The sequence below is a fragment of the Acinetobacter lwoffii genome (assembly GCF_029024105.1).
GTDB lineage: Bacteria > Pseudomonadota > Gammaproteobacteria > Pseudomonadales > Moraxellaceae > Acinetobacter > Acinetobacter lwoffii.
Genome location: NZ_CP118963.1, coordinates 2,637,298 through 2,663,662 on the forward strand (window position 1 = coordinate 2,637,298; position 26,365 = coordinate 2,663,662).

26 protein-coding genes are annotated in these 26,365 nt (G+C 41.7%); 5 read left to right on the forward strand and 21 right to left on the reverse strand.

Annotated elements, in window-relative coordinates:
* Positions 1–57: 57 nt before the first annotated feature.
* Genes PYW33_RS12740 through PYW33_RS12755 form a run of 4 tightly spaced genes read left to right on the forward strand, consistent with a single transcriptional unit; the run spans position 58 to position 2,945 of the window.
* Positions 58–279: a hypothetical protein gene (locus PYW33_RS12740; protein ID WP_004278319.1), complete on the forward strand. Its 222-nt coding sequence runs from the start codon at positions 58–60 to the stop codon at positions 277–279.
* Between the two features lie 18 nt (positions 280–297).
* On the forward strand, positions 298–1,158 hold the full coding sequence (locus PYW33_RS12745) for a lysophospholipid acyltransferase family protein (protein ID WP_004647489.1): 861 nt from the start codon (positions 298–300) through the stop codon (positions 1,156–1,158).
* Positions 1,159–1,183: 25 nt separating this feature from the next.
* Positions 1,184–2,029, forward strand: a complete 846-nt coding sequence (locus PYW33_RS12750) for a family 6 glucosyltransferase (RefSeq protein WP_004647488.1) — start codon at positions 1,184–1,186, stop codon at positions 2,027–2,029.
* Positions 1,965–2,945 (forward strand): capsular polysaccharide synthesis protein, encoded by a 981-nt coding sequence (locus PYW33_RS12755; RefSeq protein ID WP_016806789.1) that lies wholly within the window; start codon positions 1,965–1,967, stop codon positions 2,943–2,945. Before PYW33_RS12750 ends, PYW33_RS12755 begins: the two co-directional genes overlap by 65 nt.
* Positions 2,946–2,970: 25 nt before the next feature.
* On the opposite strand, the gene PYW33_RS12760 is transcribed toward PYW33_RS12755, so the two are convergent.
* The 17 genes from PYW33_RS12760 to mazG form a co-directional block, all read right to left on the reverse strand.
* A complete protein-coding gene (locus PYW33_RS12760; protein ID WP_004647487.1) occupies positions 2,971–3,741 on the reverse strand; it encodes a glycosyltransferase family 25 protein in 771 nt (256 codons plus the stop codon).
* 9 nt (positions 3,742–3,750) lie between these two features.
* On the reverse strand, positions 3,751–4,515 hold the full coding sequence (locus tag PYW33_RS12765; RefSeq protein ID WP_004647486.1) for a glycosyltransferase family 25 protein: 765 nt from the start codon (positions 4,513–4,515) through the stop codon (positions 3,751–3,753).
* Positions 4,516–4,524: 9 nt separating this feature from the next.
* Positions 4,525–5,496, reverse strand: a complete 972-nt coding sequence (locus tag PYW33_RS12770) for a Stealth CR1 domain-containing protein (RefSeq protein WP_004647485.1) — start codon at positions 5,494–5,496, stop codon at positions 4,525–4,527.
* Between the two features lie 41 nt (positions 5,497–5,537).
* Entirely contained in the window at positions 5,538–6,260 is a 723-nt protein-coding gene (locus PYW33_RS12775) for a hypothetical protein (protein ID WP_004647484.1), read from the reverse strand.
* A gap of 128 nt (positions 6,261–6,388) precedes the next feature.
* A complete protein-coding gene (locus PYW33_RS12780; RefSeq protein WP_004278329.1) occupies positions 6,389–7,315 on the reverse strand; it encodes a branched-chain amino acid transaminase in 927 nt (308 codons plus the stop codon).
* Positions 7,316–7,339: 24 nt separating this feature from the next.
* Entirely contained in the window at positions 7,340–10,090 is a 2,751-nt protein-coding gene (gene glnE / locus PYW33_RS12785) for a bifunctional [glutamate--ammonia ligase]-adenylyl-L-tyrosine phosphorylase/[glutamate--ammonia-ligase] adenylyltransferase (protein WP_004647483.1), read from the reverse strand.
* A gap of 94 nt (positions 10,091–10,184) precedes the next feature.
* Positions 10,185–11,489 carry an RNA-guided endonuclease InsQ/TnpB family protein gene (locus PYW33_RS12790; protein WP_004647482.1) on the reverse strand — a complete coding sequence of 435 codons (1,305 nt, stop codon included), beginning with the start codon at positions 11,487–11,489 and terminating at the stop codon, positions 10,185–10,187.
* Between the two features lie 173 nt (positions 11,490–11,662).
* Positions 11,663–12,931, reverse strand: coding sequence for a sensor histidine kinase (locus PYW33_RS12795; RefSeq protein WP_004647481.1), 1,269 nt, complete (start codon positions 12,929–12,931; stop codon positions 11,663–11,665).
* A 713-nt stretch (positions 12,932–13,644) separates the two neighbouring features.
* A complete protein-coding gene (gene yjgA / locus PYW33_RS12800) occupies positions 13,645–14,178 on the reverse strand; it encodes a ribosome biogenesis factor YjgA (RefSeq protein WP_004278333.1) in 534 nt (177 codons plus the stop codon).
* A gap of 2 nt (positions 14,179–14,180) precedes the next feature.
* Positions 14,181–14,450: an HPr family phosphocarrier protein gene (locus tag PYW33_RS12805; protein ID WP_016806787.1), complete on the reverse strand. Its 270-nt coding sequence runs from the start codon at positions 14,448–14,450 to the stop codon at positions 14,181–14,183.
* Entirely contained in the window at positions 14,447–15,298 is an 852-nt protein-coding gene (rapZ, locus tag PYW33_RS12810; protein ID WP_004278335.1) for an RNase adapter RapZ, read from the reverse strand. The genes PYW33_RS12805 and rapZ overlap by 4 nt, the downstream gene beginning before the upstream one ends.
* An 18-nt stretch (positions 15,299–15,316) precedes the next feature.
* Positions 15,317–16,165, reverse strand: coding sequence for a pantoate--beta-alanine ligase (gene panC / locus PYW33_RS12815; protein ID WP_004647479.1), 849 nt, complete (start codon positions 16,163–16,165; stop codon positions 15,317–15,319).
* Between the two features lies 1 nt (position 16,166).
* Positions 16,167–16,976, reverse strand: coding sequence for a 3-methyl-2-oxobutanoate hydroxymethyltransferase (gene panB, locus PYW33_RS12820; RefSeq protein ID WP_004278337.1), 810 nt, complete (start codon positions 16,974–16,976; stop codon positions 16,167–16,169).
* 53 nt (positions 16,977–17,029) lie between these two features.
* The gene (gene folK, locus PYW33_RS12825) at positions 17,030–17,515 is read right to left on the reverse strand and encodes a 2-amino-4-hydroxy-6-hydroxymethyldihydropteridine diphosphokinase (RefSeq protein WP_004647478.1); all 486 of its coding nucleotides are present in this window, start codon (positions 17,513–17,515) and stop codon (positions 17,030–17,032) included.
* Positions 17,512–18,984 carry a polynucleotide adenylyltransferase PcnB gene (gene pcnB, locus PYW33_RS12830; RefSeq protein ID WP_004647477.1) on the reverse strand — a complete coding sequence of 491 codons (1,473 nt, stop codon included), beginning with the start codon at positions 18,982–18,984 and terminating at the stop codon, positions 17,512–17,514. Before pcnB ends, folK begins: the two co-directional genes overlap by 4 nt.
* 136 nt (positions 18,985–19,120) lie before the next feature.
* The gene (locus PYW33_RS12835) at positions 19,121–19,543 is read right to left on the reverse strand and encodes a ComEA family DNA-binding protein (RefSeq protein ID WP_004647476.1); all 423 of its coding nucleotides are present in this window, start codon (positions 19,541–19,543) and stop codon (positions 19,121–19,123) included.
* A complete protein-coding gene (mazG, locus tag PYW33_RS12840) occupies positions 19,503–20,315 on the reverse strand; it encodes a nucleoside triphosphate pyrophosphohydrolase (protein ID WP_004647475.1) in 813 nt (270 codons plus the stop codon). Before mazG ends, PYW33_RS12835 begins: the two co-directional genes overlap by 41 nt.
* 91 nt (positions 20,316–20,406) lie before the next feature.
* On the opposite strand from mazG, the gene PYW33_RS12845 reads away from it, so the two are divergent.
* Complete coding sequence (locus PYW33_RS12845; protein ID WP_004647474.1) at positions 20,407–21,177, forward strand: SDR family oxidoreductase; 771 nt, start codon at positions 20,407–20,409, stop codon at positions 21,175–21,177.
* A 23-nt stretch (positions 21,178–21,200) separates the two neighbouring features.
* Here PYW33_RS12845 and PYW33_RS12850 read toward each other — a convergent pair whose 3' ends face one another.
* The 4 genes from PYW33_RS12850 to PYW33_RS12865 form a co-directional block, all read right to left on the reverse strand.
* Positions 21,201–21,860 (reverse strand): 4'-phosphopantetheinyl transferase family protein, encoded by a 660-nt coding sequence (locus PYW33_RS12850; protein ID WP_004647473.1) that lies wholly within the window; start codon positions 21,858–21,860, stop codon positions 21,201–21,203.
* Positions 21,861–21,940: 80 nt separating this feature from the next.
* A complete protein-coding gene (locus PYW33_RS12855) occupies positions 21,941–22,636 on the reverse strand; it encodes a hypothetical protein (protein WP_004647472.1) in 696 nt (231 codons plus the stop codon).
* Between the two features lie 21 nt (positions 22,637–22,657).
* The gene (locus PYW33_RS12860; protein WP_004647471.1) at positions 22,658–24,706 is read right to left on the reverse strand and encodes an MreC domain-containing protein; all 2,049 of its coding nucleotides are present in this window, start codon (positions 24,704–24,706) and stop codon (positions 22,658–22,660) included.
* 2 nt (positions 24,707–24,708) lie between these two features.
* Positions 24,709–26,217 carry a hypothetical protein gene (locus PYW33_RS12865; protein ID WP_004647470.1) on the reverse strand — a complete coding sequence of 503 codons (1,509 nt, stop codon included), beginning with the start codon at positions 26,215–26,217 and terminating at the stop codon, positions 24,709–24,711.
* Positions 26,218–26,365 lie beyond the last annotated feature (148 nt).

Here is a 26,365-nt window from a genome sequence, read left to right on the forward strand (position 1 = left end):
AGTCGTATCTGGAACAGTGGCATAATAGCCACAGTTTTTAATCTAAGGTAATTAGCAATGGCTATGCGTCCTGCAGTTCGTAATCGCAGCATTATGCTTATTGTATTTTCAGTGGTTCAATGGCTGTTCATGCGCTATATCCTTGCCAACAACCTGTTCAACCTCGATACCAATGACCGTATTGTGTATTTTTGCCTGAGCAGTATTTTAGGTGCCCTGCTGATTTTTGTAGGTTTGATTTATATGGTGCTGAAGGGCAATCCGGACAAAGACCTATAATCTGACCATCTGGATAGCATGTACACCCTACTCAAAAATTTCTCCAAGCTTCCACTAAGATTCATTCAAAATCTTGCGCAACTGGCTGGATCTCTTTTGTATTTCAGCCATTCTTCTGCACGCCGAGTGACTGAGATTAATCTGGCCTCTGCTTATCCAGAACTTTCTGAATCTGAACGGGCTGATTTGACCAAACGCAGCCTGAAAAGTCAGTGCATGACTTATGCGGAATCAGTCAAGATTTGGGGATCATCTCCTGAATACGCGCTGTCTTTAATTCAGGATGTGCATGGCAAAGATATTTTCCTGCAAGCTTTGCAAAATCCTCAGGGCTGCTTGGCTGTAGTTCCACATTTTGGTACGTGGGAGCTATTAAATGTTTGGGTAAATCAACATACCTCCCCTGTGATTATGTATAAGCCCAGCAAGAATCAGGATGTTGACCGCTTTATGCTTGAAGCTCGGCAACGCCTGAATGCAACACTGGTCCCTACAGATGATTCTGGGGTACGTGCTGTGTTTAAGCATTTAAAACAGGGTGGTTTTTCTGCAATTTTGCCGGATCATGTTCCTAAAGAATCTGGTGGAATCTATTCTTATTTTTATGGTCAAAATGCGCTGTCCTCTACGCTTCTTTCCAAACTGGCAGCTAAAACACAATGTTCTGTAGTTGGGCTTAGTTGTTTAAGACGTGAAGATTTTTCCGGTTATGATATTTACGTGACTAAGTTATCAAATGATATTTTATCTAAAGATTTACAACTGTCAGTTGATACCTTAAATAAAGAAATGGAGCGCATGATTAATGTCGCTCCAGAACAATATTTGTGGGGGTATAAACGCTTTAGGAAGACATTAAATAAAAAAAAGTTTTATTGAAAATAAATTAAGAGGAAATTTTTACATGTACAACAAAACTAAAGTGGCTATTCTATACATTGCAACTGGTCGATATATCAAGTTCTGGGATTTTTTTTATAAATCAGCTGAGCAAAATCTTTTATTAAATAGTTCAAAACATTATTTTGTATTTACAGACTGCAAAGAATTATTAGAAAGTGATATTGAAGAAAATATTACTTATATTAAGCAACCAAAATTAGGTTGGCCGTATGACACCTTAATGAGATTTAATATCTTTTTAACCCAAAAGAATCAATTAAAAAAATTTGATTATATTTTCTTCTTCAATGCAAATACTGAAATTGTTAAAACTATTACAGAAGAAGATCTACTTCCATTAAACAGTGCTGAAAATTTAGTTTTAACTCATCAGCCTCATGCATTCCATAAAAATAAAAAGCAATTTACATATGATAGAAATCCACTTTCAAATGCATATATTCCACTTTCTCAGGGTAAACACTACTTTACAGGGGCATTAAACGGTGGGAAATCAGTAAATTTTCTTGAGATGTGTGAACATTTAAATCGTAAGACCAAAGAGGACTTAGATCAGAATATTATTGCTCTATGGCATGATGAAAGTCATCTAAATAAATATGCTCTTGATAGAACAGATGTTAAAATACTGCCGCCATATTTTACTCGTGGTGAGAAAGAATATTGGAAGAAAGAGTCGAAAGTCATGTTTTCTGATAAATCACATTATCGATTTGGTGGACATGCTTTTCTTCGTGGGGAAACAGATCAATATATTGATCAAATTGAATGGAAAAAATTAAATGGTAAACCCAAAAAAAGAATTTCATTTAGACTCAAACAATATATCAAAAGTTTTTTCATCTAAAGAACCCTTTCACTCTCTCATTTCAACCATCCGTAAAAAATATCCATGGCGTCTATTTTATTATCTAATCCCCAAATATTTCCGTAAAAGAATTGATAAAGAAGCTAATAAGCGTAATAAAAATCATATTGCCAAGTGTTTTAACTCCTTTATTGATGCTTATGACAAAGCACTCTTAAGTTTTTTTGATCTAAAACCCCAAAAAGACTTAGTAGGTAAAAAAATCATTTGGCAATATTGGGGTCAAGGATTTGAAGAAAATGCTTTACCAATTATAGTAAAGAAATGTTGTCAATCTATTGATGAGTTTAAACAAGACTATACTATCATCCGTCTTGATGAAAACAATATCTCGGAATATATTAATTTTCCTGATTTTGTCTGGGAAAAGAAAAAGAATGAAGAATATAAGCATGCCTTTTTTGCTGACCTTATTCGTTTAGCATTACTTGATGTTTATGGTGGAATCTGGATGGATGCTACTATTTTACTTACAGGCCCAATTCCAGATGAAATAAAAAATAGTAATTTATTTATGTACCAAAGGACTAAAGATGCTACCAATCAAGAGTTTTGGAATAATTTTAATCAAGATTATTTTTGCTGGGACTCAGATTCAAAAGTAAATATATTAAATAGTTTTATAGTTGCAAAACCTAAACAAGCAAACCTACACAAATGTTTAGATCTTTTACTCAATTTTTGGAAAACTCAAAATACAATTCCACATTATTTCTTTTTTCAAATTATGTTCAATGAATTAACATTAAGGGATAAATTCCAATTATTACCTATATTAGATGATACCTTACCACATCTGTATCAAGTCTATTCTTCCCAAGGAAAAGATTTAAAATTAGCAACTCAGAATAATCATATCCATAAAATGAATCGTCGTTCACTGAGAATGGATTAAAAAATCCACTCTCAGTAATTTAATCTTATTTAAAAGAAACTACTTTCCCTAAAAAATAATATTTAACTTGATTGATAATTCGGCTAATTTCCTTCTCTACTTTCATCCAACCTTTTTTCTTATATTTCTTCATTCTGGCTTTACGTTCATCAATTAAATCACTAGACAGAACAGTTTTTTTCTCTGGATATAACATCATTTCCTGTATACAACTGGCAGGTGACATTTGATAAACATCACAGTGCTTAGCATGAATAAAATCTCTAAACATCATTTCATCTAAAGGACTCAAAGATGATTGTTTAATATAATTTAGATAAGCCATAGCACCCTTAAGTGACAATATATAACCCGCTGTTCCTAAATTTTTTCCAGTTAAACGAGCAATCTGACGGTTTGTATCGTTGATTCTGTAGACTTCTTTAGCTAATAAAACCTTTTCAGAAAATGCTTCCGTTTTGATAATATGCCAATCTTCTTGAATCCACGAAGATGAATTAAAGATTTCAAATGCTCTTTCCCCTAAAAAAACATCATCTTCAAATATTGCAACATATGGAAGCTGCTCATCGACCATTTTTTGCCAAACTGACACATGACTCATAAAGCAAGCCAACTCCCCACCTGTTAAGTATTCATCCTCAACATTTAATTGCATTTTCTCTGCAAGTGGCTTTGCTAAATCAGGGACCAGAGCATCAAAAAATTCAAAACCAATATTCTGTTTACCAAATTCTTTTTCAATATGTTCACGGCGTGCTTTTGCCGTCTTCAGGCTAATTACAATATTTTTCATAGAATTTACTTACTTTGAACTAATCAAGTGCTTGATCGCATAATAACGATCACACCACATGCGCTTTTGTTTTTTAAATCCATAGGAGCGGCTTCTATTTTCAAGTGCTTTGCGAGAAATCCCCTGAGTAGCAACCGTTCCCAAAATATCACTATCGACCCCTGCTGGCTTCACTAGTGGTGGCCAAATCCCTAAACCTTTGCCATTTTGACTTAACCAAGACTGGAAGAAGATATCAACCGGCATATTTATAGTTTTGCCTGCCTCAACAAAAGCCTGTGCTCCCTGCCGCGACCAGATTAACCCTAAGCCACGAATTGGGAAATAAAAAGCATGCCATAGACTTATATCCCCTATTTGCGTAATATCTTTTGCAAGTTTTTTCTTTTTTGCAGCAATATTAATAAGATACCAGTTTAAATCTTGATGTTGGTGCAAATATTCAATGATGCTGTCAATTTTAATCTTAAAGTCACTATTAATTTTAAGGTCATCTTCCAAAACCACTAAATAATCTGCATCAGTGGCTAAAAATTTTTCAGCACATCCATAATGACTTAAATAACAACCTAACTCGGAATTCATTAAACTACGACCTAATACCTTATTAGTTTGATCGTCATTATAATTTATGAATTCAGAGAGTGCTTTACCCCGACCATCATAAGCAGCAAAACGTTCAAACCTCCAGCCCACACTATTAAGCTGCTGAGTTGCTGCAGCTAGACGCTCATCACTTCCGTCTAAATTAATTAAATAAGTTACAACTTTCATGATTAACTCTTAATGCTGAATAGATAGAGGTAAATAGTTTTTTAATTTAGCAATTAAAGCAAAAGATACCTTTTCTGCTTCTTTTGGATCAAATTGATCTAAACTCTGAATACAACCGAATTTAACAGCTGGATTATTCAGGTCTGATAAAAATGTAGATACTGAAGCTTCATTTTTTAAGTAAGCAATATTTATATCATTACACAAGATTGTTTTTTCTTCTCGAATTTTTAAATGGTTATTCAGCCCTACTGGTAAAAATTGAAAAGCACTTCTAAAACGATACCTAATCTGTTCAGCTAATGTTGTAGGGTATTTTTGAAAATAATTTTGTAGTACATCACGATCCAATATATGGGGACGATGATGAATTTCATAATATTTATTAAATCCACATAATTCAGCACTAAGCATTTGAGCAATTGTATATTTAGGCTGTAAAGGTTTACCAAAATATTTATTAAGACCTTTACGTAGATTAAATTTTGCTTTAATTAAGGAGTTATTTTCCCAATGTCCATAGACTTTTATCTGGTCACCAACTAAAAAATCATCTAATTCAGATGAGGCATTAAAGAAGAAATCATCATTCAAATAAATAAAATACTTTGATAACCCTGGAATATTCCAAAGCATAGTTTCAATACTTAAAGAATTAAATGTAGGCAAGTATTGCTCATGACCAGCAAATATTGTTCTATGATCAATTATTTTTATCTGCTCAGGAGCACATAATCCCTGTTCGAAAAAATCATGAATATGTGCAGGCTGCTGTTCATCCGTAATAATATAAATTGTTCCAAAATAGGGAACATATTTAAGAATTGAAGCAATTGAAAAATAGATTTCATCATTACTAGCAAATCGAGTTTCTTCTGCTGAACCTTTTACGATATTAGTAGATTGAAACTGTTGCCTTTTAAGTCGATGCTTTACATCATTGCCATCGACCCACGCAATAACAAAATCTATTTTTTCCATAATACTTCTAATCAACAATTAGCTTGAATAAACTCTATAACTTACTGCCAAGCGTCCTTAATCCACTGCGATGGCAACACATAACGATACCATTTACCACCCCCACCATTCACTGCATCTGGCGGATTAATCTCGCCATGAAAAACAATGATTTTGGCACCTTCAGGCTTCACAGGCGGCTTAAAATAAGCCATCGGAATTTTTTGCAGGCAATGATATTTATAGCTCTTGCACCAGCTTTCTGGCCAGTATGTCTGTTTACCTTCACGGTCTACGTACCAAGACAAATAGGCTTGCTCATTACGGAATTTTTTACGGATTTCATCAAAGTTTTCACGGAAATAAGGTAATAGACCCGGGAAAGCACCCAACTTAAACCGGTAAACCGAACTATTACCGGTGATACGCCACGGCCGTTTCCAATCATGGATAATCAGGAAGTCGCCCGGATAGGTAAAGAACTCATCGATATTATCGACAATCACTACATCAAGATCGAGGAAGAGTGCATTGCCTTCCAAACCATAAAGATCAGGTTCAAAAGTAGATAGCTTGTTCCAGCCACGCTCAGGTGCACCTTCAGGCAATGCCAAAGGTGGAATAGGAAAACATTGCACCGCAGGATCAATGCCTTCAGTACGATCCGTCAGACAGACCATTTTAAAGTCGACTGTCGTGTGTCGTTTAACCATATTGTATAAACGATTGACGTATTCCGAACCGTATTTGGTTCCCCATTTCATACAAATAACGATGTTACTCATTGCGTATGCCTAAGCTCATCTTAAAATCTTCTTGATGGTGAATATGATGACATAAGTTCGGCAGAATAAGTACATCAGTTAAAAAAAACCTCTCAAATGAGAGGTTTTTTCAATCAGTAAATTCTTAATTACTTCACATAAGTTAACCAGTGTGCATATTTAGGGTCTTTGCCCTGAACTGCATCGAAGTATGCTTTCTGGATTTGAGTGGTGATTGGACCACGTACACCCTCACCAATCTGACGATCATCGTATTCACGGATTGGTGTGACTTCTGCAGCAGTACCGGTAAAGAATGCTTCATCTGCGATGTAGAACTCATCACGGGTAATACGGCGTTCAATTACGTCATAACCCAGGTCTTTAGCAATAGTAATAATGGTTTGACGGGTAATACCATCCAATGCACCGCCTGCGATATCAGGCGTATGAATCACGCCATCACGCACCAGGAATACGTTTTCACCTGAACCTTGGCATACATAGCCTTGCGGGTCGAGCAGCATTGCTTCGTCATAACCTGAATGCGCCACTTCCTGATGTGCAAGAATGGACAAGGTGTAGTTACCTGATGCTTTGGCCTTACACATGGTCACGTTCGGATGATGGTGGGTAAATGAAGAAGTTTTTACGCGAATACCCTTCGCCATTGCTTCTTCGCCCAGGTACGCCCCCCAGCTCCATGCCGCAACTACGGCATGAATGGTATTGTCAGTTGCAGCGATACCGAGTTTTTCAGAACCAATAAAAATAATTGGACGTAAATAGCAAGACGCTAATTTGTTTTCACGAACAACATCAATTTGAGCCTGTTCTAATGCTGCTTGATCAAATGGAACTTTCATTTGATAAATTTTTGCAGAATTCAACAAACGCTTGGTATGTTCTTTTAGACGGAAAATAGCCGTTCCATTCGGGGTTTCATAAGCTCGGACACCTTCAAACACACCCATGCTGTAATGCAAAGTATGTGTTAATACGTGAGTTTTTGCCTCACGCCAGTCAACTAGTTGTCCATCTTGCCAAATGAAACCATCACGATCAGCCAAATTCATGCCACAAACTCCAATTTCTCACAATTATTCACTATCCAGTACAAAGTCTGCACTTGGATCAATTAGTCTTTGCCATAACTTGCAAACGGTCATTCGGGTATCGTGCCAGTCGCTTGCAGACACTTGCATGGATTGATTTGCAAGGGCTAAGCGATGGCTCTCGGCGCGTTCACGGAGATAAGCTTGAATCAGAGCAGTCGCATCGTCGCTGGATAAGCAACCTGATTTTGCGGCATCCTCAAGAATTCGTACATTGTCGGAGAAATGGGCGAGATCTTTATTCGTCCCACTCCAGGCCAACACCGCATACTGTGCCATAAATTCGATGTCTACGATACCACCTGCATCTTGTTTTAAATGAAAAATACCATCTTTTTTTTGCTCTTTAGAAGAACCGAGATGCTCCTTCATTTTCTGACGCATTTTCAGTACTTCTGCCCGTACATAATTTTCATCGCGAGGCTGAATCAAAATATCCCGGCGCAAGACTTCAAACTTTTTCCGCAAGCTCATTTCACCCGCAATCGGACGGGCTCGCACCAAGGCCTGATGCTCCCATAACCAGGCACTCTTGAACTGATATTGTTCAAAGGCTTTCAAACTGGTCACCAAAAGCCCAGCTTCGCCCGATGGACGCAAGCGGGTATCGACTTCATATACGCGTCCATCTAGGGTTTGCGTGGTCATGAGGGACATAAACTTTTGTGCGACACGCATGGCAAACTCAAAACCACTGATCGGCTTGAGTCCATCGGTATCGGCCTGTTCACCCATATAGTGAATAAAGACCAGATCCAGATCCGAGCCATAACCCAGTTCAATACCACCGACTTTACCATAACCAATGACTGCAAAAGCAGTATGCTCGACTGAACAGCGCTGCCCTTCTGCATCCAGTGGAAAACCATGCTTTTTCGCCACAATCTGATAGGCCAGATGCAGCGCTGCATTCACCGATACTTCAGCAATATCGGTCAAGGCATCAGAAACTTTCATCAACGGGCTTTCTGCCAGCACATCACTGGCGGCTACAGCAAGTACATTGGATTTTTTAAACAGGCGCAAGACCCGCATCTGGTCTTCGACCTGATCAACTTCAATGCGCAACAGTTGCTGGCGCAAGGAATCTTCCAGATCCTGACGTTTTGGCAATTCAAAATCCATTGACAGGAATTCATCCAGCAGTACCGGATAATGAGTCAGTTCTTCGCAAATCCATGGACTAACCGTTGCCATTTTAACCAGACGCTGCAATGCGCCTTTGCTCTCGATTAACATCACCAGATATACCGTACGGCGCATCACTGATTCAACTAGGGGCATTAAGCGTACCAACGCCACCTGAGGATCATTTGACTGTAAAACGGCTTCAATTAAATGTGGCCAGAAGGTTTTTAAACGTTGTACCGCCTTTGCCGGTAATTTTTTTAAGGCATGCCCATTCCAAAACTCATAAACGAGATTCTTCGCATTCTCATCCAACACTTCTTTGAGTTTTTTTTCCAGCTGTGAAAAACTTTCAACCAGGGTATCTGGACCATTTTCCTTAATTAAATGATCAAACTGATACATAACTTTGTCACGTTTCTCATTGAGATATGCCATAAAGCTATCCCAATTAGCAAAACCAAGCGTGTCCGTTATACGCGCCCTTAACTCTGGCTCAGTCGGTAGTGATTGCGTTTGCTGATCATGCAGTGCCTGAATCGCGTGCTCGACCCGACGCAGGAATAAGTAAGCATCTTCCAGATCCTGCACCGCCTGTTCATCCAGTAACTCGGCATCATCCAGATGATTCAGATTCACCAGACACTGCCGATCCTGCAATTCAAGTTTGGCGCCGCCGTAAATCAACTGAAACACCTGCACGATAAACTCGACTTCGCGAATGCCACCGGCTCCGAGCTTGATATCATCTTCAATATTACGGCGCTGTACTTCGCGCTCGATCATAGCTTTCATTTCGCGCATGGCTTCAAAAGCGCTGTAATCGACGTACTTGCGAAATACAAATGGACGGGTCATCTCCAGCAGCTCATCGCCTTCCGGACTTGGATTGACAATACGCGCTTTAATCCAGGCATAACGCTCCCATTCACGCCCATGCTGGCTCAGATATTTTTCCAAGGCCGCGTGGCTAATGGCCAGCGCCGAACCATCGCCCCAGGGACGGAGGCGCATATCCACCCGGAATACAAAACCATCCGCCGTGATCTGATCCAGCAAATGAATCAGTTTCTGTCCCCACAGGATGCAAAACTGCTGCACATCAATACATTTGCGCCCATCGGTTTCACCCTGCTCATCGAAGGCAAAAATCAAGTCGATATCACTGGAAAGATTGAGTTCTTGGGCGCCGAGTTTGCCCATCGCGATGACAATCAGATCCTGGACTTTTCCGTTATAGCCAATCGGCTGGCCATACTTGGCAGCGACCGGAATACGGGCAAAATCTTTCGCCGCACAGATGCAGGCATCGGCAAAATCGGAGAGTTCTTGAGTGAGGGTAATAACATCGGTGAGTTGATTGGCATCCTGCCAGATCCAGCGAAACATCAAACGAGCCCGCAGAATACGCATTGCGCGCATCCACGTTGCTTCATCGCTTATATTCAGGATGCAGTGCTGCACCAGCTGATCAATATATTCCCGACTGAGTGAGCCTTGAAACTGATCAATTGCATAATCCTGTTCCAGTAAACTCTGGTGATTGGCCAATACCTGTTCGGTATATTGGCTAGCTCTTAAGGTTTTCTGCAATTGTGCCGCATTCATCACTCAACTCTTCCCCTGAAACATTCTGCTTAGTTTTGACATACTCCCACCACTTTCACGATGTTCAAGTGGGGGATTCTAAAAGTAAAAGCTCTTAGGTGACTTCCTCACGGATTTCACTTGCTTTCTGCTTCGCAAGGCGACCTTTACCGCATCCACCCTCCACAGACAAAACGGTATGTCCTACCGCCAAAATATTGCGAGAAGCATTAATATCTGCATTCTCGCCAAAGCTACACTCGACACAACTAAAGTTTGCTTGAGTAAGCCTATTTTCTTTTGCAACGTGACCACATGAACTACAAGTCTGACTTGTATATTTAGGGTCAACTTTAACGAGTAAACCACCTCGCCATTGCTGTTTGTACACCAACATATTAACAAGCATTGACCAACCTTGATCCAGGATTGATTTATTTAAGCCGGACTTGGCTTTAACATTCTTTCCTTTTTTCTCGATTGAGCCTTTCGCTGACTTCGACATATTGGCTACTTTTAAGTCCTCAACTACGATCATTGCGTGGTTTTTGCTGAGCGTTGTGGTGACTTTGTGCAAGTAGTCATGCCGAATATTGGCAATATGATGGTGTAATGTATTGATCTTGAGATTCAGCTTTTTCCAATTTTGACTGAACTTGTTTTTCTTTCTCAGCTTGCGCTGAAGCCTAGCCAACTTTACTTGATTGGCCTTGAAACTATTGATCGGGTCGAATACTTGACCACTAGACGTTGTAATTAACTTTTTAACACCTAAATCAATGCCAACGGCTGATTTTGATGGGTGGACTGGTGCTTCTACTGTGTTTTCAGCACCAAATGACACATACCATTTCCCGACATGCTTTGAGATTGTGACGTTCTTAATCTCACCCACAATATTTTGTGATTTTCTGAATTTCACAACGCCAATGTCATTAGGTAACTTAACTTGGTTGCCTTTAACCCAACAATATCTGCCAAATTGAACAATACGAATGGAATCATAACCATCAGATTTCTTTTTGAATCGTGGCATAAGTGTTCTAAGTTGAACTTCACCACCATCGGATAATTTAAAAAATCGTGGCTTCTTAGCTCTAAATGGTTTTTGCTTTAACTTAGCTTGTTCCTTTTTGTTAAAAAACTTCCCCCAAGCATCACCAAGATCACGAACTTTTTGTTGGAGTGAAACGCCATTTGAGCTGTTTTCTAGAAAAGCACATTCAGGTTTTTTGCGTAATTCAGGAATTTTATTGACTAAATTAACTTTGTTGATTCGCTCATTATTAGCAAGCATCTCGAACGAAACAGCTAAAATTTGATTCCAAACAAAACGTGCAGAGCCAAGCAACTTGTTTAAAACAAGCTCCTGTTCCGCATTAGGCTCAAGCCTAAATTTGTACGCTTTGTTGATCTTCATTTCGCCTTAAATCTATTTAGATACAGAAACTTAATGCAAATTATTCTATCATATTGCACTAAAAAAAAGTCGTGAAATTCACCTCCACCCTAATGTTGGGTGGAGTCCTCTTTCACACTAAAGATAGCAGGAGTTTTGTCTCAGTGGGAATGTTTTAGTTTGAAATTTACCTTTTAAGATTGCTCGGCATGTACATCTTCAAGCACTAGCGCCTGATGATCATTGGTAACCATCGGCAAATGCACAGTAAAGGTCGTACCACGGCCCTCTTTGGAATCTACAGCAATTTGACCATGGTTCAGGTCAATAAAGCGCTTGCAGAGTACCAGACCCAAACCTACCCCTTTCTCTTCAGCTGTGCCTCTGACACTCACACCCAAAGTCGGTTTAAACAGATTCTGCATCTGTTCTTCGGTCATGCCCAGGCCAGTATCCTGAATCGTAATCTTGACCTGCTCGCCTTCCATCTCTGCAGCTAAAATCACTTTACCGCCTTGATTCACCGGGGTAAATTTAAGCGCATTCGACACCAGGTTTTGCAAGACAGAGGTAATCATGTTGATATCCGCATGTACCTTGATGTCTTCAGGAATATTATCGACCAGTTCGATCTTTTTATTTAAGGCCAAACTTTTCAGAACACCACATACAATCTTGCTGGACTGTTTCAATTCATAATTGATCGGATGATAAACAAAGCGCCCACCCTCTGCCATCGCCCAAGTCAGCAGGCTTTCCAGCAGGTTATAGGTCGATTGTGCATTATCATATAAATAATCCGCAATACTCTGAATACTGGATTCATCCAGTGTGTCACGTTCCTGTGCCAGTACTTCGGAAAAGCCGAGCAAGCCGTGAAACGGTGCACGCAGATCATGCGCAATAATCTGGAAAAATTTAGTTTTACTGAAATTTTGTGCGCATTGCTGCTCGTATAATTCTTTCAACTCAGTATGTTCTTGATTGAGCTGAATTCGAATCACTAAACTTTCAGCAAATTGTTTGATGGTGGCAATATCGTCCTGATCGAACAGTTCAGTCTGATCATCAAAGAAAATGACCTGTCCAAAAGACACACCGCTACTTGATTTTAAATTAAAGGCGACTAATCTCTGATGCGCTACACCGAGATCTTTCACATAATTTGACAATTCTGTATAAGCAGGATGCGTCTGGTCAATGACATCTGACTGTTGCAGATACGCAGGCAGATTCACTTCCTGTGGGGCGTGCAAGGCCCGAAAACCGCGCGGACAGATGTACCAGATATAGGGTTCCGTGTGGAAGCCGATAATACTGGTTTTAACGTTTAAAACTTTACGGGCGATCTTACAAAAGGTGTCTAATAGGTTGTTGGAGGTATAGACACCTAAAATGAGAGATATACGGCACGAGCTTAATTGCTCCGTATTCTGACCGACCTCTAGCAGTTTTAGTTCCATGTCTGCCTCTCTGAATGTTTATGGAATATAGAAAACACTGCCGACCAAATTCATACAATCAATAACAAAGATTCTATATTTACTCAACGATGAAAACTCACCTATAGGTTAAAGGATTTGTTAACCTGTTTCTATCCAGATACATTCTTAACCGCAAAGCACTGATATTTAATTGATTAAGAATAACTTGAAAATTTACTATTCGAAAAAAACCTACATAAGTATTTGAAATTAATATATCTCACCTAAAATAAGCATGTTTATTTGTATTTACTGTAACACACTATTGACTAAAAAATACCCACTATAGCTTTTTACTCTATTTGGAGTAAAAGCTAATGATTTTTCAATTATATAACTTGACCTTATGATTAAAAAGAAATTTTATATCAGGTTTCATCTATCTAATAACACTCAGAATTATTTTTTAATTTTTAAAACTATCTTAACAATTCCAGTCTACGAAATATTTAAATATCAGGATATTGACTAAAAACAGGCCAAAAAAGCCACTGAGAATTGTAAAGATTTTACATTCATTAACAAATTAATTGCAGAAATTTTGTATTTTTTATCATCAATGCAGTTTTAGAAGCTGGAATAGTAATATTAAGATAGACCACTTATAGACTATGCATGTCCAAGTCAAACCAATCAGTTCAAAATAGCTATAAAAAAGCGGCCTAAAAAAGACCGCCTTTTTACATGGCTGCTTAATTGTCAGAAATCAACGCCACTTGCTGTACATAGTTAAACAGCTTTAATTTAGAAGCATTCACTTCTTCTTCAGGTGCTTGATTCTTTAAATCACGGTGTACCCGAAGATAATGTTGACGTAAGGTATGACGCTCTGTCGCATTATAGGTTTTGGTAAATTCATTGATGGCTGGATCACCATCTTTGACAATTCGATCCACCCAACGCTGTAATTGAGCTGTCTTTTTAAGACCTTGTTTAGGTGTTAAATAAGACAAAATTACCGTTTCATTTTCATTGCGTAATAATTTACCAATCCGTGAAAATTGACGGCGACGTGCTTCATGCGAACTAATTGCCTGCACATCAAGTAAGGCGTCAATCAAACGCTCATCTACGGGTAGGTTTTTAATTTGTTTAGCGCTCAGCTCTGCAAGCTGCGCACCTAAAGCAGCCATACGCTGGACTGCTTTTTTCTGTTCGGTCTTACTTGCGCGTCCCTCTAAAGAATCAAAATCTTCTTCAGTTAAACTGTTCGGTCGACGTGCCACGATTAATCTGCCTCATAAAATTTTGCTGCAAATAGTGCCTGAATTTCAGATAAGGCTTTGTCCTCGTCTGCTCCTTCAATCACTAAGCGTAAAGTTGTTCCTTTGCCTGCACCAAGCATGAGCAATGACATGATATTTTTGGCATCTACCAATTTGTCAGCCTTGCCAATCCGAATACTGGAACGAAATTTGGTGGTAACTTCTATCAGTTTACCAGATGCGCGTGCATGTAAACCCAATTTATTAATTACGTCAACTGTCGTATCAATCATGACCAGTGCTTCATTTCTCGATGGAGGACTTGAATAGACCATTTTGCCTCAAGGGCTTTTTTTAGTCTATCCACAATATAAACAGAACGATGCTGACCACCGGTACAACCTATCGACACGGTCATATAATGACGATGCCCTTCGGCAAAGGTCGGCAACCACTTGTCCAGAAAATGATACAGATCATTGAACATGTCCTCGACCTGATCGCTCTTTTGTAAAAACGCCTGCACCGGCTGATCTAGCCCTGAAAATTTGCGCAGTTCCAGTTCCCAATGCGGATTTGGCAAATGCCGGACATCAAAGACATAATCGGCATCCAGTGGAATGCCATGCTTATAACCAAAGGATTGCAGAATCAGGATCAGGTTATCGGCCTGTCCCAGCTTGGACAATAAGGTATGTTTCAGGTCATGTACGCTTTTATCGGTAGTATCGATATGAACTGTAGAACGCAACTGAATCGGCATCAACAGGATTTTTTCTTCCTGAATGCATTGATTCAGACTTTTAAAGCGTGACGCCAGAGGATGCGGCCGACGCGAAGCACTAAAGCGGGCAATCAGCTCCTGATCCTGCGTGGTCAGATAGATAATATCGACCGAACCATGCTGTTGCAGCTGCTCAAATACATGATCAAATTCTTGTAAATCTGCCCGGGTACTGCGCACATCGACGCCCAGCGCCAACTGTTCCAGATTATTTTCACTGTCCAGTTTGGCCACGATTTCGGGAAGCAATGCCAAAGGCAGATTATCAATACAGTAATAACCCAGATCTTCAAGCACCTGTAATGCAGATGATTTCCCCGAACCAGATTGTCCCGTGACGATTAAAATGCGCTTCATGCATGCTACCCTTTCATCTTAGCCGGCAGTGTATTTAACCTGCAGGTTATCGATCAGACGTGTATTCCCCAACTTTGCAGCTATAAATAACACAAGATCTTGATTAAACGTATGAATTTTTTGTAATTCTGGAGTTCTGGCTTCAATATAATCCACCACAAACCCGGCATCGGTTAAAGTCTGGCGAAGCTCCGCCAATACCGTATCCAGTTCCACGCCTGCCTGTAATTGCTGTTCAGCCTTTTGCAAGCTTTGATAAATGACCGGTGCGATTGCACGATGCTCTTCGCTTAAATAACCATTGCGCGAACTTAAAGCCAGGCCATCTTCTGCACGGGCAATCGGCACACCAATTACTTCCAGTGGAATATTCAGATCTTGTACAAACTGACGAATGACCGCCAATTGCTGATAATCTTTCTGGCCAAAGAAGGCGTAATTCGGCTGTACGATGTTAAACAATTTAGTCACCACCACCGCCACACCATCAAAATGACCGGGACGCTGTAAACCACATAAATCATTGGTAATGTCAGAAACACTGATATTGGTCAGACGCGGTTTTTTACCATACATTTGCTCAACCGTCGGCGCAAAAACGATGTCACAACCGACCTCTGCCAAAAGCTGCTGGTCCTGCTCAAGCGTGCGCGGATAGCTATCAAAATCTTCATTGGGTCCAAACTGGATCGGATTGACAAAGATACTGACCACCACTACATCACACAACTTACGCGCTTCACGCACCAGGTTTAAATGCCCCTGATGCAGATTGCCCATGGTCGGTACAAAACCGATAATCTTGCGACTGGTACGCGCCGGATTTAAGGATGCCGCTAAGCCCTGAATAGTGGTTTCTGTTTTCATCTTACAATTCAACCTGAAAAGTTTGTTCTGGTGCCGGGAAAGATCCATCTAAAACTGCAGCATGGTAGGCTTTAAAAGCATCTAGAATGGCGGTCGCACCCGATTGTTCTTGCATAAAATTACGTACAAATTTTGCAGTGTGGCCAAAGGTCAGGCCCAACATATCCTGAACCACCAATACTTGTCCGTCAGTGGCTGCACCCGCGCCAATGCCAATCACCGGAATCTGCGGAAACAGTTCGGTGATTTCCTGGCCAAGCTGTGCCGGTACGCATTCGAGTAACAATAGTGCAGCACCCGCCTCTACTACTGCTTTACAGTCCGCAATGAGCTGATCGGCCGCTTCACGAGTACGAGCTTGCAGCTTATAACCGCCAAACACATGTACCGACTGCGGAGTAAGACCCAAATGCACACACACCGGAATGCCGTTACGTGTCAGCACTTGCACGGTTTCTGCCAACCATGCGCCGCCTTCCATCTTGACCATTTGCGCGCCGGCCTGCATCACGGTTTTCGAGCTTTGCAAGGCATCATTCAAGGTGGCATAGCTCATAAATGGCAAGTCAGTCATGATAAAGGCATGCTGGTTACCACGGCGTACCGCAGCCGTATGATAAGCCATATCTGCAACCGTAACCGGCAAAGTCGAATCACGGCCCTGAATTGACATTCCCAGAGAATCGCCAATTAAAATGCTGTCCACTTCGGCAATTTCCATGGCTTTGGCCATACTGGCATCATAGCAAGTCAGACATGAAAATTTGCGTCCATCTGCTTTAAAGCGTCTTAAATCACTCAGACTGACCATGAAAATGTTCCTCTATGCTTGAAAGTTCTGACGAAGCTACCATCACTTAAAAATTAAATATTTGCCCAGTTGCTGTCATCGAGTACCGCGAGGGTCGACTGTGTGACGATGTCTAGGTCTTTTAATCTGTGTCCATGAACCTGTATTTCAGGATCAATATCCAGAAGTGGAAGCAGGACAAAATCACGTTCTAATACACCAACATGCGGCACAGTTAAGCGTTCATTTTGAATCTGCTCATTGCCGTAGAGCAGCAAGTCCAGATCCAGCGTACGTTCGCCCCAATGACGTAAACGTACCCGACCGGCGTCGTGCTCAAAGGCTTGCAGACGATCTAGCAAGCTTAAAGCGGCCAGATCGGTATTTAACTGCACCACTGCATTCAGATAGTTTGGCTGATCCTGTGGTCCCATCGGTGGACTTTGATACAGATGCGAAGTTTTCACCTGCCCCAAGGTCGCCAGTTTCTGTACAGCTTCTGCCAGAATCTGGCGTGAATCACCCAGGTTACTGCCCAGGCCAATATACGTCACGATCATTGTGTTGGCCCAAATACCACCTGACTCAGATCACGTTTCACCCGCTTACGTTTCATAATCGGATGATCTAGGCCAATTTCACCACTGGCACTGGCTGCTACATGCGACAGAGGTTTCACCTTGTCTTCAAACTTGGCTTTGCGCACTCGACGATTGCGTGGTTCAGGTTCATTTACCAACGGTTCAATCTCGGTGAGATCTTGCTGCTGGGTCAATTTCTGTTCCAGATGTTCTTCTTGACTCGCCTTGCGACGGCTCTTGGCACGCTGACGGTTATACTGGCTAATGGCCCGTTCTTTCTCGTCACCGCTCATTTGCTGGTAAGCATCCCACCAGCTGCCCATGCCTTGTGCAGTTGCATCGCCTGATTTTTCACGCAGCAGCAAAAAGTCAAAGCCGGCACGGAAACGCGCATGGCTGGACAAGGCCTCGATTTGCTGTGGTTTTGGATTCAACAAACGAGTCTGCATTTCCCAGACTTCACGAATAAAGGTTTCCGCAAAACGTGGAATAATGGTACGAGTCGCCTGACGTTTTAACACGTCCAGACCAGCTTGGGCACGAGCTTCGGCGGCTACCACGCCTTTATTTAGATAGAATTCACAACGCTCGAGGAATGGCTGCCACAACAATACCGCATAGAAAAAGGCCGGGTTGATGGTCTTGCCGATAGAAATACGCTGATCGGTATTTTTCGCAGCGCGTTCCATAAATGGCGTAATTTCAGGCTTGATATCTGCAAATAACTGCTGCCAGATCCCAAAATCGATCAGCATTGGCAAGACACGATTCAGGTGTCCCATGGTAAACAGTTTCTGTGATTCATCATAAAGTCGATGTGGAGAAACATCACGCAGCAACTGGGTCATTTCCGGCGTAAAGACATCCAGAATCGCTTCATCAATATTAAAGTTCAGCTTGGCGGCAAAACGTAGGGTTCGCAGCATCCGCACTGGATCTTCTTCAAATCTTAAAGTCGGATCACCGAGTAAGCGTAAGGTTTTGCTATGGATATCATCCACTGCATTGCAGAAATCCAGCACAATGCCTTTACGTGGCTGGTAATACATTGCATTGATGGAGAAATCACGACGGGCAAAATCCTGCTCGATGCTGCCCCAGTTGTTATCACGCAGAATCATTCCCGCGGCCGAGGTCACTGCTTTTTTTGGTGGTGCACGGAAGGTTGCCACTTCAACCAGTTCCCGCCCTGAATAGACATGCGCCAGTTCGAAACGTCGTCCGATAATTCGACAACGTCGTCCGAAAACTTCCTTGACCTGAGCCGGGGTTGCATTGGTAACTGCATCGAAATCTTTAGGATTCAAACCTAACATCAGATCTCGAACACCACCACCCACGATATAAGCTTCATAGCCTGCCTTGTTTAAGGCATCAATCACATCGAGAATATAAGAAGGTAATTGAGCGGTTGATAAACCACATTTTGACGCGCGCAAAGTTTGCAAAAGACGCTGTCTCCTACGTCTGAACGTAAAATTCTAAGATGACGCTAATCATATCGCTTACACGCCTAAAGGGCAATTTGATTATGTCAATCCTGCGAGTCAAATCAATCAGCTAGTCATGATCCATGCTGTCGCCTTACAAGGCCAATTTGGCCTTGTTTTTGGCAAACAATGCCGGCCCAATGCCTTTGACCAGCTGGATCTCTTCAATGCTTTTGAATTTTCCATTTTTTTGCCGATGTTCAATAATCGCCTCGGCCTTCTTTTGACCAATACCATTTAGCTGCTGTAATTGCTCCACTGTTGCATTATTCAAACTGATTTTATTAGCAGCGGAAGATGCCGATAATGCAGGCTTCGCCAGATAGTGATTGCTTTCTGATGAAGCCGTAGCGGCAGCTTTTTTCTTCAGGCGGGCGTCGTGTTGCTGTTGTTGGGTCTTCCATTCCATATAATCGGTCGCAGTCGCATGCGCTGTTCCGATAGAAATAAAGCCCAGCCAGCAACTCAGAAGAAGATTAATCCATGTTGGACCGATTCGATAAGGTGTTTTTTTCATGTGCTGCTCTTTGTTTTAATTCTAATTTAGCCTGTTCCCAGAGCTGATCAAGTTCAGCCAGTGACAGTTTTTCCAGGTCTAATTGCTGTAATTGTGCCTGATCTTCCATTAAGGCAAAGCGGGTCCGGAATTTATGGATCGTCCGCAATAATGCCATCTCGCTGGAGATGCCAAGTTTACGTCCAACATTGACCAGAGATAATAAGCAGTCACCAAATTCTTCCTGTATTTCATCGGAATTTTGTCCGGCTACCGCTGCTTTTAATTCAGCCAGTTCTTCTTCCAGCTTGGCATAAGCACCCGCCATGTCCGGAAAATCAAAACCGATTTTGGCGACATTTTTTTGAATTTCATCGGCCTGCACCAAAGCCGGTGCATGTTTAATATCATCCAGACGTGAACGCGGCTTGCCCTGCTTTTCTTGCTGTTTGATTTCTTTCCATAGCTCAGACACATCTTCCGGACTCATTTTTGCAAATTGTTCAGCCTGAAATACATGCGGATGACGGCGAACCAGTTTATCGGTAATGGCCTGCACCACATCCTGAAAATCGAAAGCCCCCTGCTCGCTGTACATTTGCGACTGGAACACCACCTGTAGCAGCAAATCACCTAGCTCATCGCGGACATCGTCGACTTTTCCAGAGCGGACTGCTGCTTCGACTTCATAAGCTTCCTCAATGGCATATTTGGTCAGAGATTCGGGGGTCTGCTGCTGATCCCATGGACATTTTTCACGTAATTCGCGCATGACCTTGAGTAGTTGTTCCATGTTTAAAAACCTCTTTTTTTTACCAAATTGTCGCGTCAATCTGCCAGTTTCTTGTTATGCTCAAAAAAAAGACAATAAGGAGATCAGGCACATGCACAGTATATTGATTAGCGGTGCAGCACAAGGAATTGGTGCCGCGACAGCCGCCCTATTTTACCAGCACGGCTACAAGGTGGGTATTTATGATGTTCAGGTGGAGCAGGCAGAACAACTGGCCCAGCAACTGGGCGAACATGCCAAAGCCGGTTTTCTGGATGTGGCTGGTTATACGTCCTGGGAAACAGCTTTAGCCGAATTTTCAGCTTGGGCAGGTGAAATCAATATTCTGGTCAATAATGCCGGGATTTTATATTCAGGCCCTTTTGAAGAAACTGATATTATGGCGCATCATCGGACTCTGGATATTAATGTTAAAGGAGTCATGAACGGCTGTCATGCCGCTTTCCCTTATTTAAAAGAATCTTCATTTGCCCGCATCATCAATCTATCTTCCGCTTCGGCGATTTATGGCCAGGCCGATTTAAGCAGTTATTCCACCAGCAAGTTTGCAGTGCGTGGCCTGACTGAAAGTCTGGATATTGAGTGGCAACCCTATGGGATTCGAGTCTTGGATGTCATGCCGCTTTTCGTCAGTACGGCCATGGTCAAAGATATGCAGGCAGAAAGCATCAAAAAGATGGGCGTACATTTAAAAGCAGAAGATGTTGCACAAGATATTCTGAAACTGGCAGAACTCAAAGATTCTATCTGGCAAGCAACGCATCATCTGGTTGGTTTCAAAAGCCAGTTTTTATTTCATTTATCGCGAATGAGTCCGCAATTTGTGAATCGGCTGAGTAACCTGCTCATTTCCAGAAAATAAAAAATATTCGGATTGATTTTGTTTTAGACAGTGTGATGAATCTGGATCACTGGAAATCTCAACCCTTTGCAGGAATGCTCACTTTGCCAGGCCACGGTGAGCATACAGCCAGCAACAGAATAATTTTGATAAGCATAGACGCCAATCTCTGGATGTTCGCAGCGTCCGCCATTTTGTTCAGGATGGATATTGGTATTGAGTTCATTCAGGTTGATCCGGATTCCCAAGCCTGATGCCTTTAACACGGCCTCTTTAATCGTCCAGACTTTAAACCAGTATTCGGGATCATAAGCCAGCGTTTTCCAATGTTTTAATTCTTCGGGATGAAAGGCATGTTGTGCCAAGGCTTCAAAACGAACCTTACGACTCAGTTCTTCAATATCAATTCCCAAGTTTTGGACATTCCTGCTCGTGGCCAAGGCGTAGAAATTTTGACTATGACTATGATTAAAACTGAAGTCCGGATAGTCATTTAAATAAGGCTTGCCATATTCAGTGGTGGTGAAATCCAGAGATTGGATCGGATGATTGAATTGATCTGACAGCAACTGGTTACGATGCGCATAAATTGCCAGTTTTCGATTCTTGATTTGCTCTACCCGTGATTGAGGCAGTTCAATTGAAAAGAACTGATCTATTTTTTGTAGATAAATTTGAATATTTCGCGACAATGCAAAGCTCATAGAAACAGATGGACTTTTTCATTTTACGTCGCCAGATAAAAAAAGAAAGCCTGTTCGAAAACAGGCTAGACTCATATTGCTTAGATTGAATCAGAAATATCAACTGGTTTTGCTGCTGCAGATTCTGGCGCCTTAAAGTTCAAGCCCGCTTTTTTCATCAATTGCGGATACTCAACCAATGCCATGGTTGCATTTTTTGCAATTCCAGTCACATCACCTAATAGGCCTTTGGCATCCATAAAAGACATACCGCTATCGCTGACACTACGCGGATTACTGAGCATTTGCATAGACACCTGCTTACTATTAAGCACGAGTTCGCGTGCAGACAAGCCCGCAATCGCAAAGTTAGTAAGTGAGTTAACCAGAAGCTGTTTCTGGCTTACACTTAATGCATTAATACGTTCCAGTGTCGCCGCCTCATCCTTTTTTGATGCATCCAGAACATCATTAGTCAATTTGGTAATCTCTTTCTGGATTGCCTCTTTTTCCTTTACGTCAGAGGTAGTTTTCAAGCTGTTTAATTTGGTTTTCAGCTCTTCACTGTCTTTACGTTCAGCAAACAGGGTTGCCAGTGTCGTTCGGCTTTGAATAAACATGGCATTGGTGGCTTGTGCCTGCTTAAGAAAACCTGCCAAATCCAGATTCTGTGAAGACGTACCTGTTGTCGTTGCAACTGCTTTTGATGCCAGACTGCTGAGTGTTCCAAGACCGGCATGACTTTGCGATGCCAATACAACACTTCCCAAGATCAAGATGCTTGCGATTTTTTTCATAGTATTTCCCCTTATAATTCCTTACTGAACTGCATCGGCTTTTTGCACGATCTGATTTAAAATTTTTGGTAATGCCTTGAACATCTGAATGTTGTACATTTCATGACGATGGGTGATATCAATGCCTTTTAAACTAACTTCTTGCTGTAAACCGACAGCCCCAACACGTTCCTGTTTTGCATTAAAACGCCGCGCGCCACCTGCCAACACCAAAGTGGCATCGCAACTGGATTTGTCTGCATTGCATTTAATAGAGTCTTCTCGAACCTGAATCTTGAATGCTGGCTGTAAGCACTCGTCTTTGGGCACATACAGTTTCAAATCAAGCTGTTTTTTAAAGCCGGCATTTTCAGTCATTTTTATAATTGATGTTTCTAAACTGGTCTGCCCTTTAAAACCTGAACCTGTGGCATAAAATGGACGTTTGGACTGACTGGTAAATGCGTGATAAATCAGCGGACCAAATCCATAAAATGGAATCTCTCCGACTTGATCAGTATGCAAGCTTGGACAAAGTACACGAGCAAGTTTCGACTCACCCACAGCAGCATGGCTATCCACCAAGATGCTATCACCCGAACGTACCGGCAGGCGGTCATTTCCACTCACAGGAAAATCAAGCTGCGCTTTGACTTTAGTCCCTTGACGATCAATGACTGTAGCTTCCCAAGTCGGGATTAACACTTGACGCTGAGCAACTTTTTCACGGTTATACACATGAATTTTCATGCCTGTGGTCAAACGCTCGCCTGCATCCTGAATCGTGATGGTCTCGCTACCACCACTCGCCACCTGCAAATCTGAACGGGTAAATTGAATCCCTTTTTGGAATTGCTGACCCAATTTCACCAAAGCATTTTTAAGTGCCACTTCTTTACGCGTATCCAGTGAAAAACCCATTCCTTGTGAAATGGCTTCACTGATTTCATCAGTCGCATGCGCCGAATAAATCACGCGCCCAGAACGGTCAATCATTTCAGCAAAGACTTCGCTATGTACCACTTGCTGCTCAGTCATTTTGCCGACTTGCTGCTGATAACCAATTACAGGAATCACATTAATACGAATAAAAAATTCAGGAAGTTCACGCTGATGCTGGGTTTCCTGATTAGTTAAACCTGTCTGCTCACTGATACTCTGTGCGAGCACGCTATAACGTTTGTTGACTGGTGTAAGGGTAAAAGATGCATTTTCTCCGATCGCATCAGAAAAAATCTGCTCAATCAGGTCTTTTGACTCGCCTTGATAAGTCAATACATCCATCACCAAAGCTTTAGGCTTGTTCAGTGCCTGACGGGTATTAGCCGAAATCTTGCTAAACTGGCTCGAATTACCACTCATCAATACAGGCAATGCCACAGCATAATCGCTGTCAGCATGGACAACCCGGATTAAATCTCCTGAAGCCGAGCTCAGCTCATCATCTTTGGCAATCCCTTGATTAAAGCCTTTATCCAAAACCATATAAGACTTCCAGCGGTCAATCACCTTGGTCTGCACTTCAGAGACCTTAAATTTCTTCTGTAGATCTTGGGTCAATTGCTGAGTCAAGGTCAGCAAGCTACTTTGAAATTTCTGCTGGACCGCCTGACGGGTTGTAGCCGCCTCGATATCAGTCGCCAGCACCTGTATAGGTTGAGATAAAGTAGCGCTATCGGTATAAATCACTTCTCCGGATAGGACATTGGTCAACTTTAAACTTAAAGTGACTGGCAGAAAAATCTCGGCTGTAGACTCCTTTTGCACCACATATTCGCTGGCCCGCAAAACTTCCAGAGAAGCCACATAGCTTCGATGTTTATTCTGTTGGGAAATTGAAGTAACCACCTGATCTTGCAAGGCCTGTTTCAGCTGCTGCTCGAAAGCCTGTACAACTTGAGTACGAATCGTCTCGCTAGATACAGCCTTGCTAAAGTCACAGGAAATGGATGATGCGTTTGCTTCTATATGTTCCACCGATTGACGACAAGGCAGTTCCAGCCCGTAAATTCCCTTCGCCGGAAAAACCTGAATATTGGCCTGTGTACTAGCCGTTCCCATCAGCGCCATGGCAAGCATGGCTTTTTTCATGCTTATTTGCATTGGGTACCACCAATACATAAAGTAATGGTATTCCCTGCTTGCAGGCGTTCTGCATTCGACAGAACAGGATTTACCCGGCGCAATGCTTTGGCAAGTTCAGCACTTAACGGCTTTTCACTCTTATAAGTCATGGTCATCTCGACCAATTTGCCATCCTGGGTACGGATATCGATATTTTCCGCACCATCCATTTCATCTAAGGCCACGTACAGGTCATCCCCTAACCGGCTAGATACGCTACCCGATACACTTTTTACAAAGAGGGTTATTTCCTTACCATACATGCTGCGGTTTTTCGAATAGGCAAGGATTTGCGGGCCGACTTCAGATAGCGTCATTTCACCCAGTTTACGGGTAACATTGGTACGGCAAGTATCTGTCGTTGCAGCCGTGGATGATTCAGTACGGGTATCGCCGCCCATCAGTGTGCCATCATCGACTGAATAAATTTTATAGCTGAGTGCACCATCACAAACAAACTGACCCGTTGCACCTGAACGACCACGGTCATAAATATAAGAGCTACCGACCATAAACCAGTCCGCTTTTTCCTGACGTGCAGCCACTGCAAGTTTTGCCAGCTCTGCATCACCCAGCAATTGTTGAATGGTCATACTCTTGCCTTTGAGATAACGGCTACGAAACACATCCGAATCCATTAAGCGTAGATCATATTTAGATGCTGCACGGGCAATTGAGGTTAACGTTTGATTTTCACGCTCAGGTGTGGTCGACGGGGTTTGATATTCCACATATTTCACAAAATTTTGAATATCATTCTGGCGTTCAGACTGGCTATAACGTGCTGATTCACTGGCGTTATAACTTGCTGAAGCAGAAGATTTACCTGAATTATTGTGACTTGATGAACGTGCAGCAACGCCCGCACCTGCACCATAGTAATTACCATAGGCATAGCCTGAAGCCGAAGCTGATTTGCCTTTTGATGAATATGATGAACTTTCACTGGCTTTTGCACTTTCTTTCGCGTCATAGCTGGCCTTTTCATCATAGGCATAGCTCTTGTCAGAAAAGTACGACGTAAACTCTTTCACCGGTTTTGAGTTATCTCGCGGTACACCAAAATATTCATCCATTACGATCATGATCGGACTGGTTCGGCTATTCTTTTTGGATAAACCCAGATCATTTAAGATCTGGCGAAACTCCTGATCATCCATTTCAATTGAAATAGAAGTAACCAGTTCATTGTTATTGTTGGTTTGACTACCACGATTAAATACGTAGCCATTGTCAACTTGTTTCACAATATCTGCCAGATGGAGTTCGGCATCCTGCATGGCTTGAGGGCCATTTATTTTTTTGATTAAAGCAATGACTGCATCAGTTTTTGCATTATTCAATGCTTGATTCCGTGTTCCTATTGGATCTTTTTTTATAATGGGGCTACTGCCCTCACCATTCACTTTGATCATTTCAGCGCATGCAAGGCTTGGTAAGCCCATCATACAGATTAAGGCCAATGCAGTTTTTTTCATGTTCCCCTCACACCACCGCAAATTTGGGTAGTAATTTCTTATGATCTTTTTCAGTCAATTTTCATTTTTGCGACTGAATTAACAATTTCACACAAATATAATACATATCACATAAATATTAAATTAATACTTATACTAAATAGGACTT

Bases quoted from the DNA above. Each gene is read 5' to 3' on its own strand.
- PYW33_RS12740 (WP_004278319.1), top strand. From the start codon at position 58: ATGGCTATGCGTCCTGCAGTTCGTAATCGCAGCATTATGCTTATTGTA.
- PYW33_RS12745 (WP_004647489.1), top strand. From the start codon at position 298: ATGTACACCCTACTCAAAAATTTCTCCAAGCTTCCACTAAGATTCATT.
- PYW33_RS12750 (WP_004647488.1), top strand. From the start codon at position 1,184: ATGTACAACAAAACTAAAGTGGCTATTCTATACATTGCAACTGGTCGA.
- PYW33_RS12755 (WP_016806789.1), top strand. From the start codon at position 1,965: ATGGTAAACCCAAAAAAAGAATTTCATTTAGACTCAAACAATATATCA.
- PYW33_RS12760 (WP_004647487.1), bottom strand. From the start codon at position 3,741: ATGAAAAATATTGTAATTAGCCTGAAGACGGCAAAAGCACGCCGTGAA.
- PYW33_RS12765 (WP_004647486.1), bottom strand. From the start codon at position 4,515: ATGAAAGTTGTAACTTATTTAATTAATTTAGACGGAAGTGATGAGCGT.
- PYW33_RS12770 (WP_004647485.1), bottom strand. From the start codon at position 5,496: ATGGAAAAAATAGATTTTGTTATTGCGTGGGTCGATGGCAATGATGTA.
- PYW33_RS12775 (WP_004647484.1), bottom strand. From the start codon at position 6,260: ATGAGTAACATCGTTATTTGTATGAAATGGGGAACCAAATACGGTTCG.
- PYW33_RS12780 (WP_004278329.1), bottom strand. From the start codon at position 7,315: ATGAATTTGGCTGATCGTGATGGTTTCATTTGGCAAGATGGACAACTA.
- glnE (WP_004647483.1), bottom strand. From the start codon at position 10,090: ATGAATGCGGCACAATTGCAGAAAACCTTAAGAGCTAGCCAATATACC.
- PYW33_RS12790 (WP_004647482.1), bottom strand. From the start codon at position 11,489: ATGAAGATCAACAAAGCGTACAAATTTAGGCTTGAGCCTAATGCGGAA.
- PYW33_RS12795 (WP_004647481.1), bottom strand. From the start codon at position 12,931: ATGGAACTAAAACTGCTAGAGGTCGGTCAGAATACGGAGCAATTAAGC.
- PYW33_RS12805 (WP_016806787.1), bottom strand. From the start codon at position 14,450: ATGATTGATACGACAGTTGACGTAATTAATAAATTGGGTTTACATGCA.
- rapZ (WP_004278335.1), bottom strand. From the start codon at position 15,298: ATGAAGCGCATTTTAATCGTCACGGGACAATCTGGTTCGGGGAAATCA.
- panC (WP_004647479.1), bottom strand. From the start codon at position 16,165: ATGAAAACAGAAACCACTATTCAGGGCTTAGCGGCATCCTTAAATCCG.
- panB (WP_004278337.1), bottom strand. From the start codon at position 16,976: ATGGTCAGTCTGAGTGATTTAAGACGCTTTAAAGCAGATGGACGCAAA.
- folK (WP_004647478.1), bottom strand. From the start codon at position 17,515: ATGATCGTGACGTATATTGGCCTGGGCAGTAACCTGGGTGATTCACGC.
- PYW33_RS12835 (WP_004647476.1), bottom strand. From the start codon at position 19,543: ATGAAAAAAACACCTTATCGAATCGGTCCAACATGGATTAATCTTCTT.
- mazG (WP_004647475.1), bottom strand. From the start codon at position 20,315: ATGGAACAACTACTCAAGGTCATGCGCGAATTACGTGAAAAATGTCCA.
- PYW33_RS12845 (WP_004647474.1), top strand. From the start codon at position 20,407: ATGCACAGTATATTGATTAGCGGTGCAGCACAAGGAATTGGTGCCGCG.
- PYW33_RS12850 (WP_004647473.1), bottom strand. From the start codon at position 21,860: ATGAGCTTTGCATTGTCGCGAAATATTCAAATTTATCTACAAAAAATA.
- PYW33_RS12855 (WP_004647472.1), bottom strand. From the start codon at position 22,636: ATGAAAAAAATCGCAAGCATCTTGATCTTGGGAAGTGTTGTATTGGCA.
- PYW33_RS12860 (WP_004647471.1), bottom strand. From the start codon at position 24,706: ATGAAAAAAGCCATGCTTGCCATGGCGCTGATGGGAACGGCTAGTACA.
- PYW33_RS12865 (WP_004647470.1), bottom strand. From the start codon at position 26,217: ATGAAAAAAACTGCATTGGCCTTAATCTGTATGATGGGCTTACCAAGC.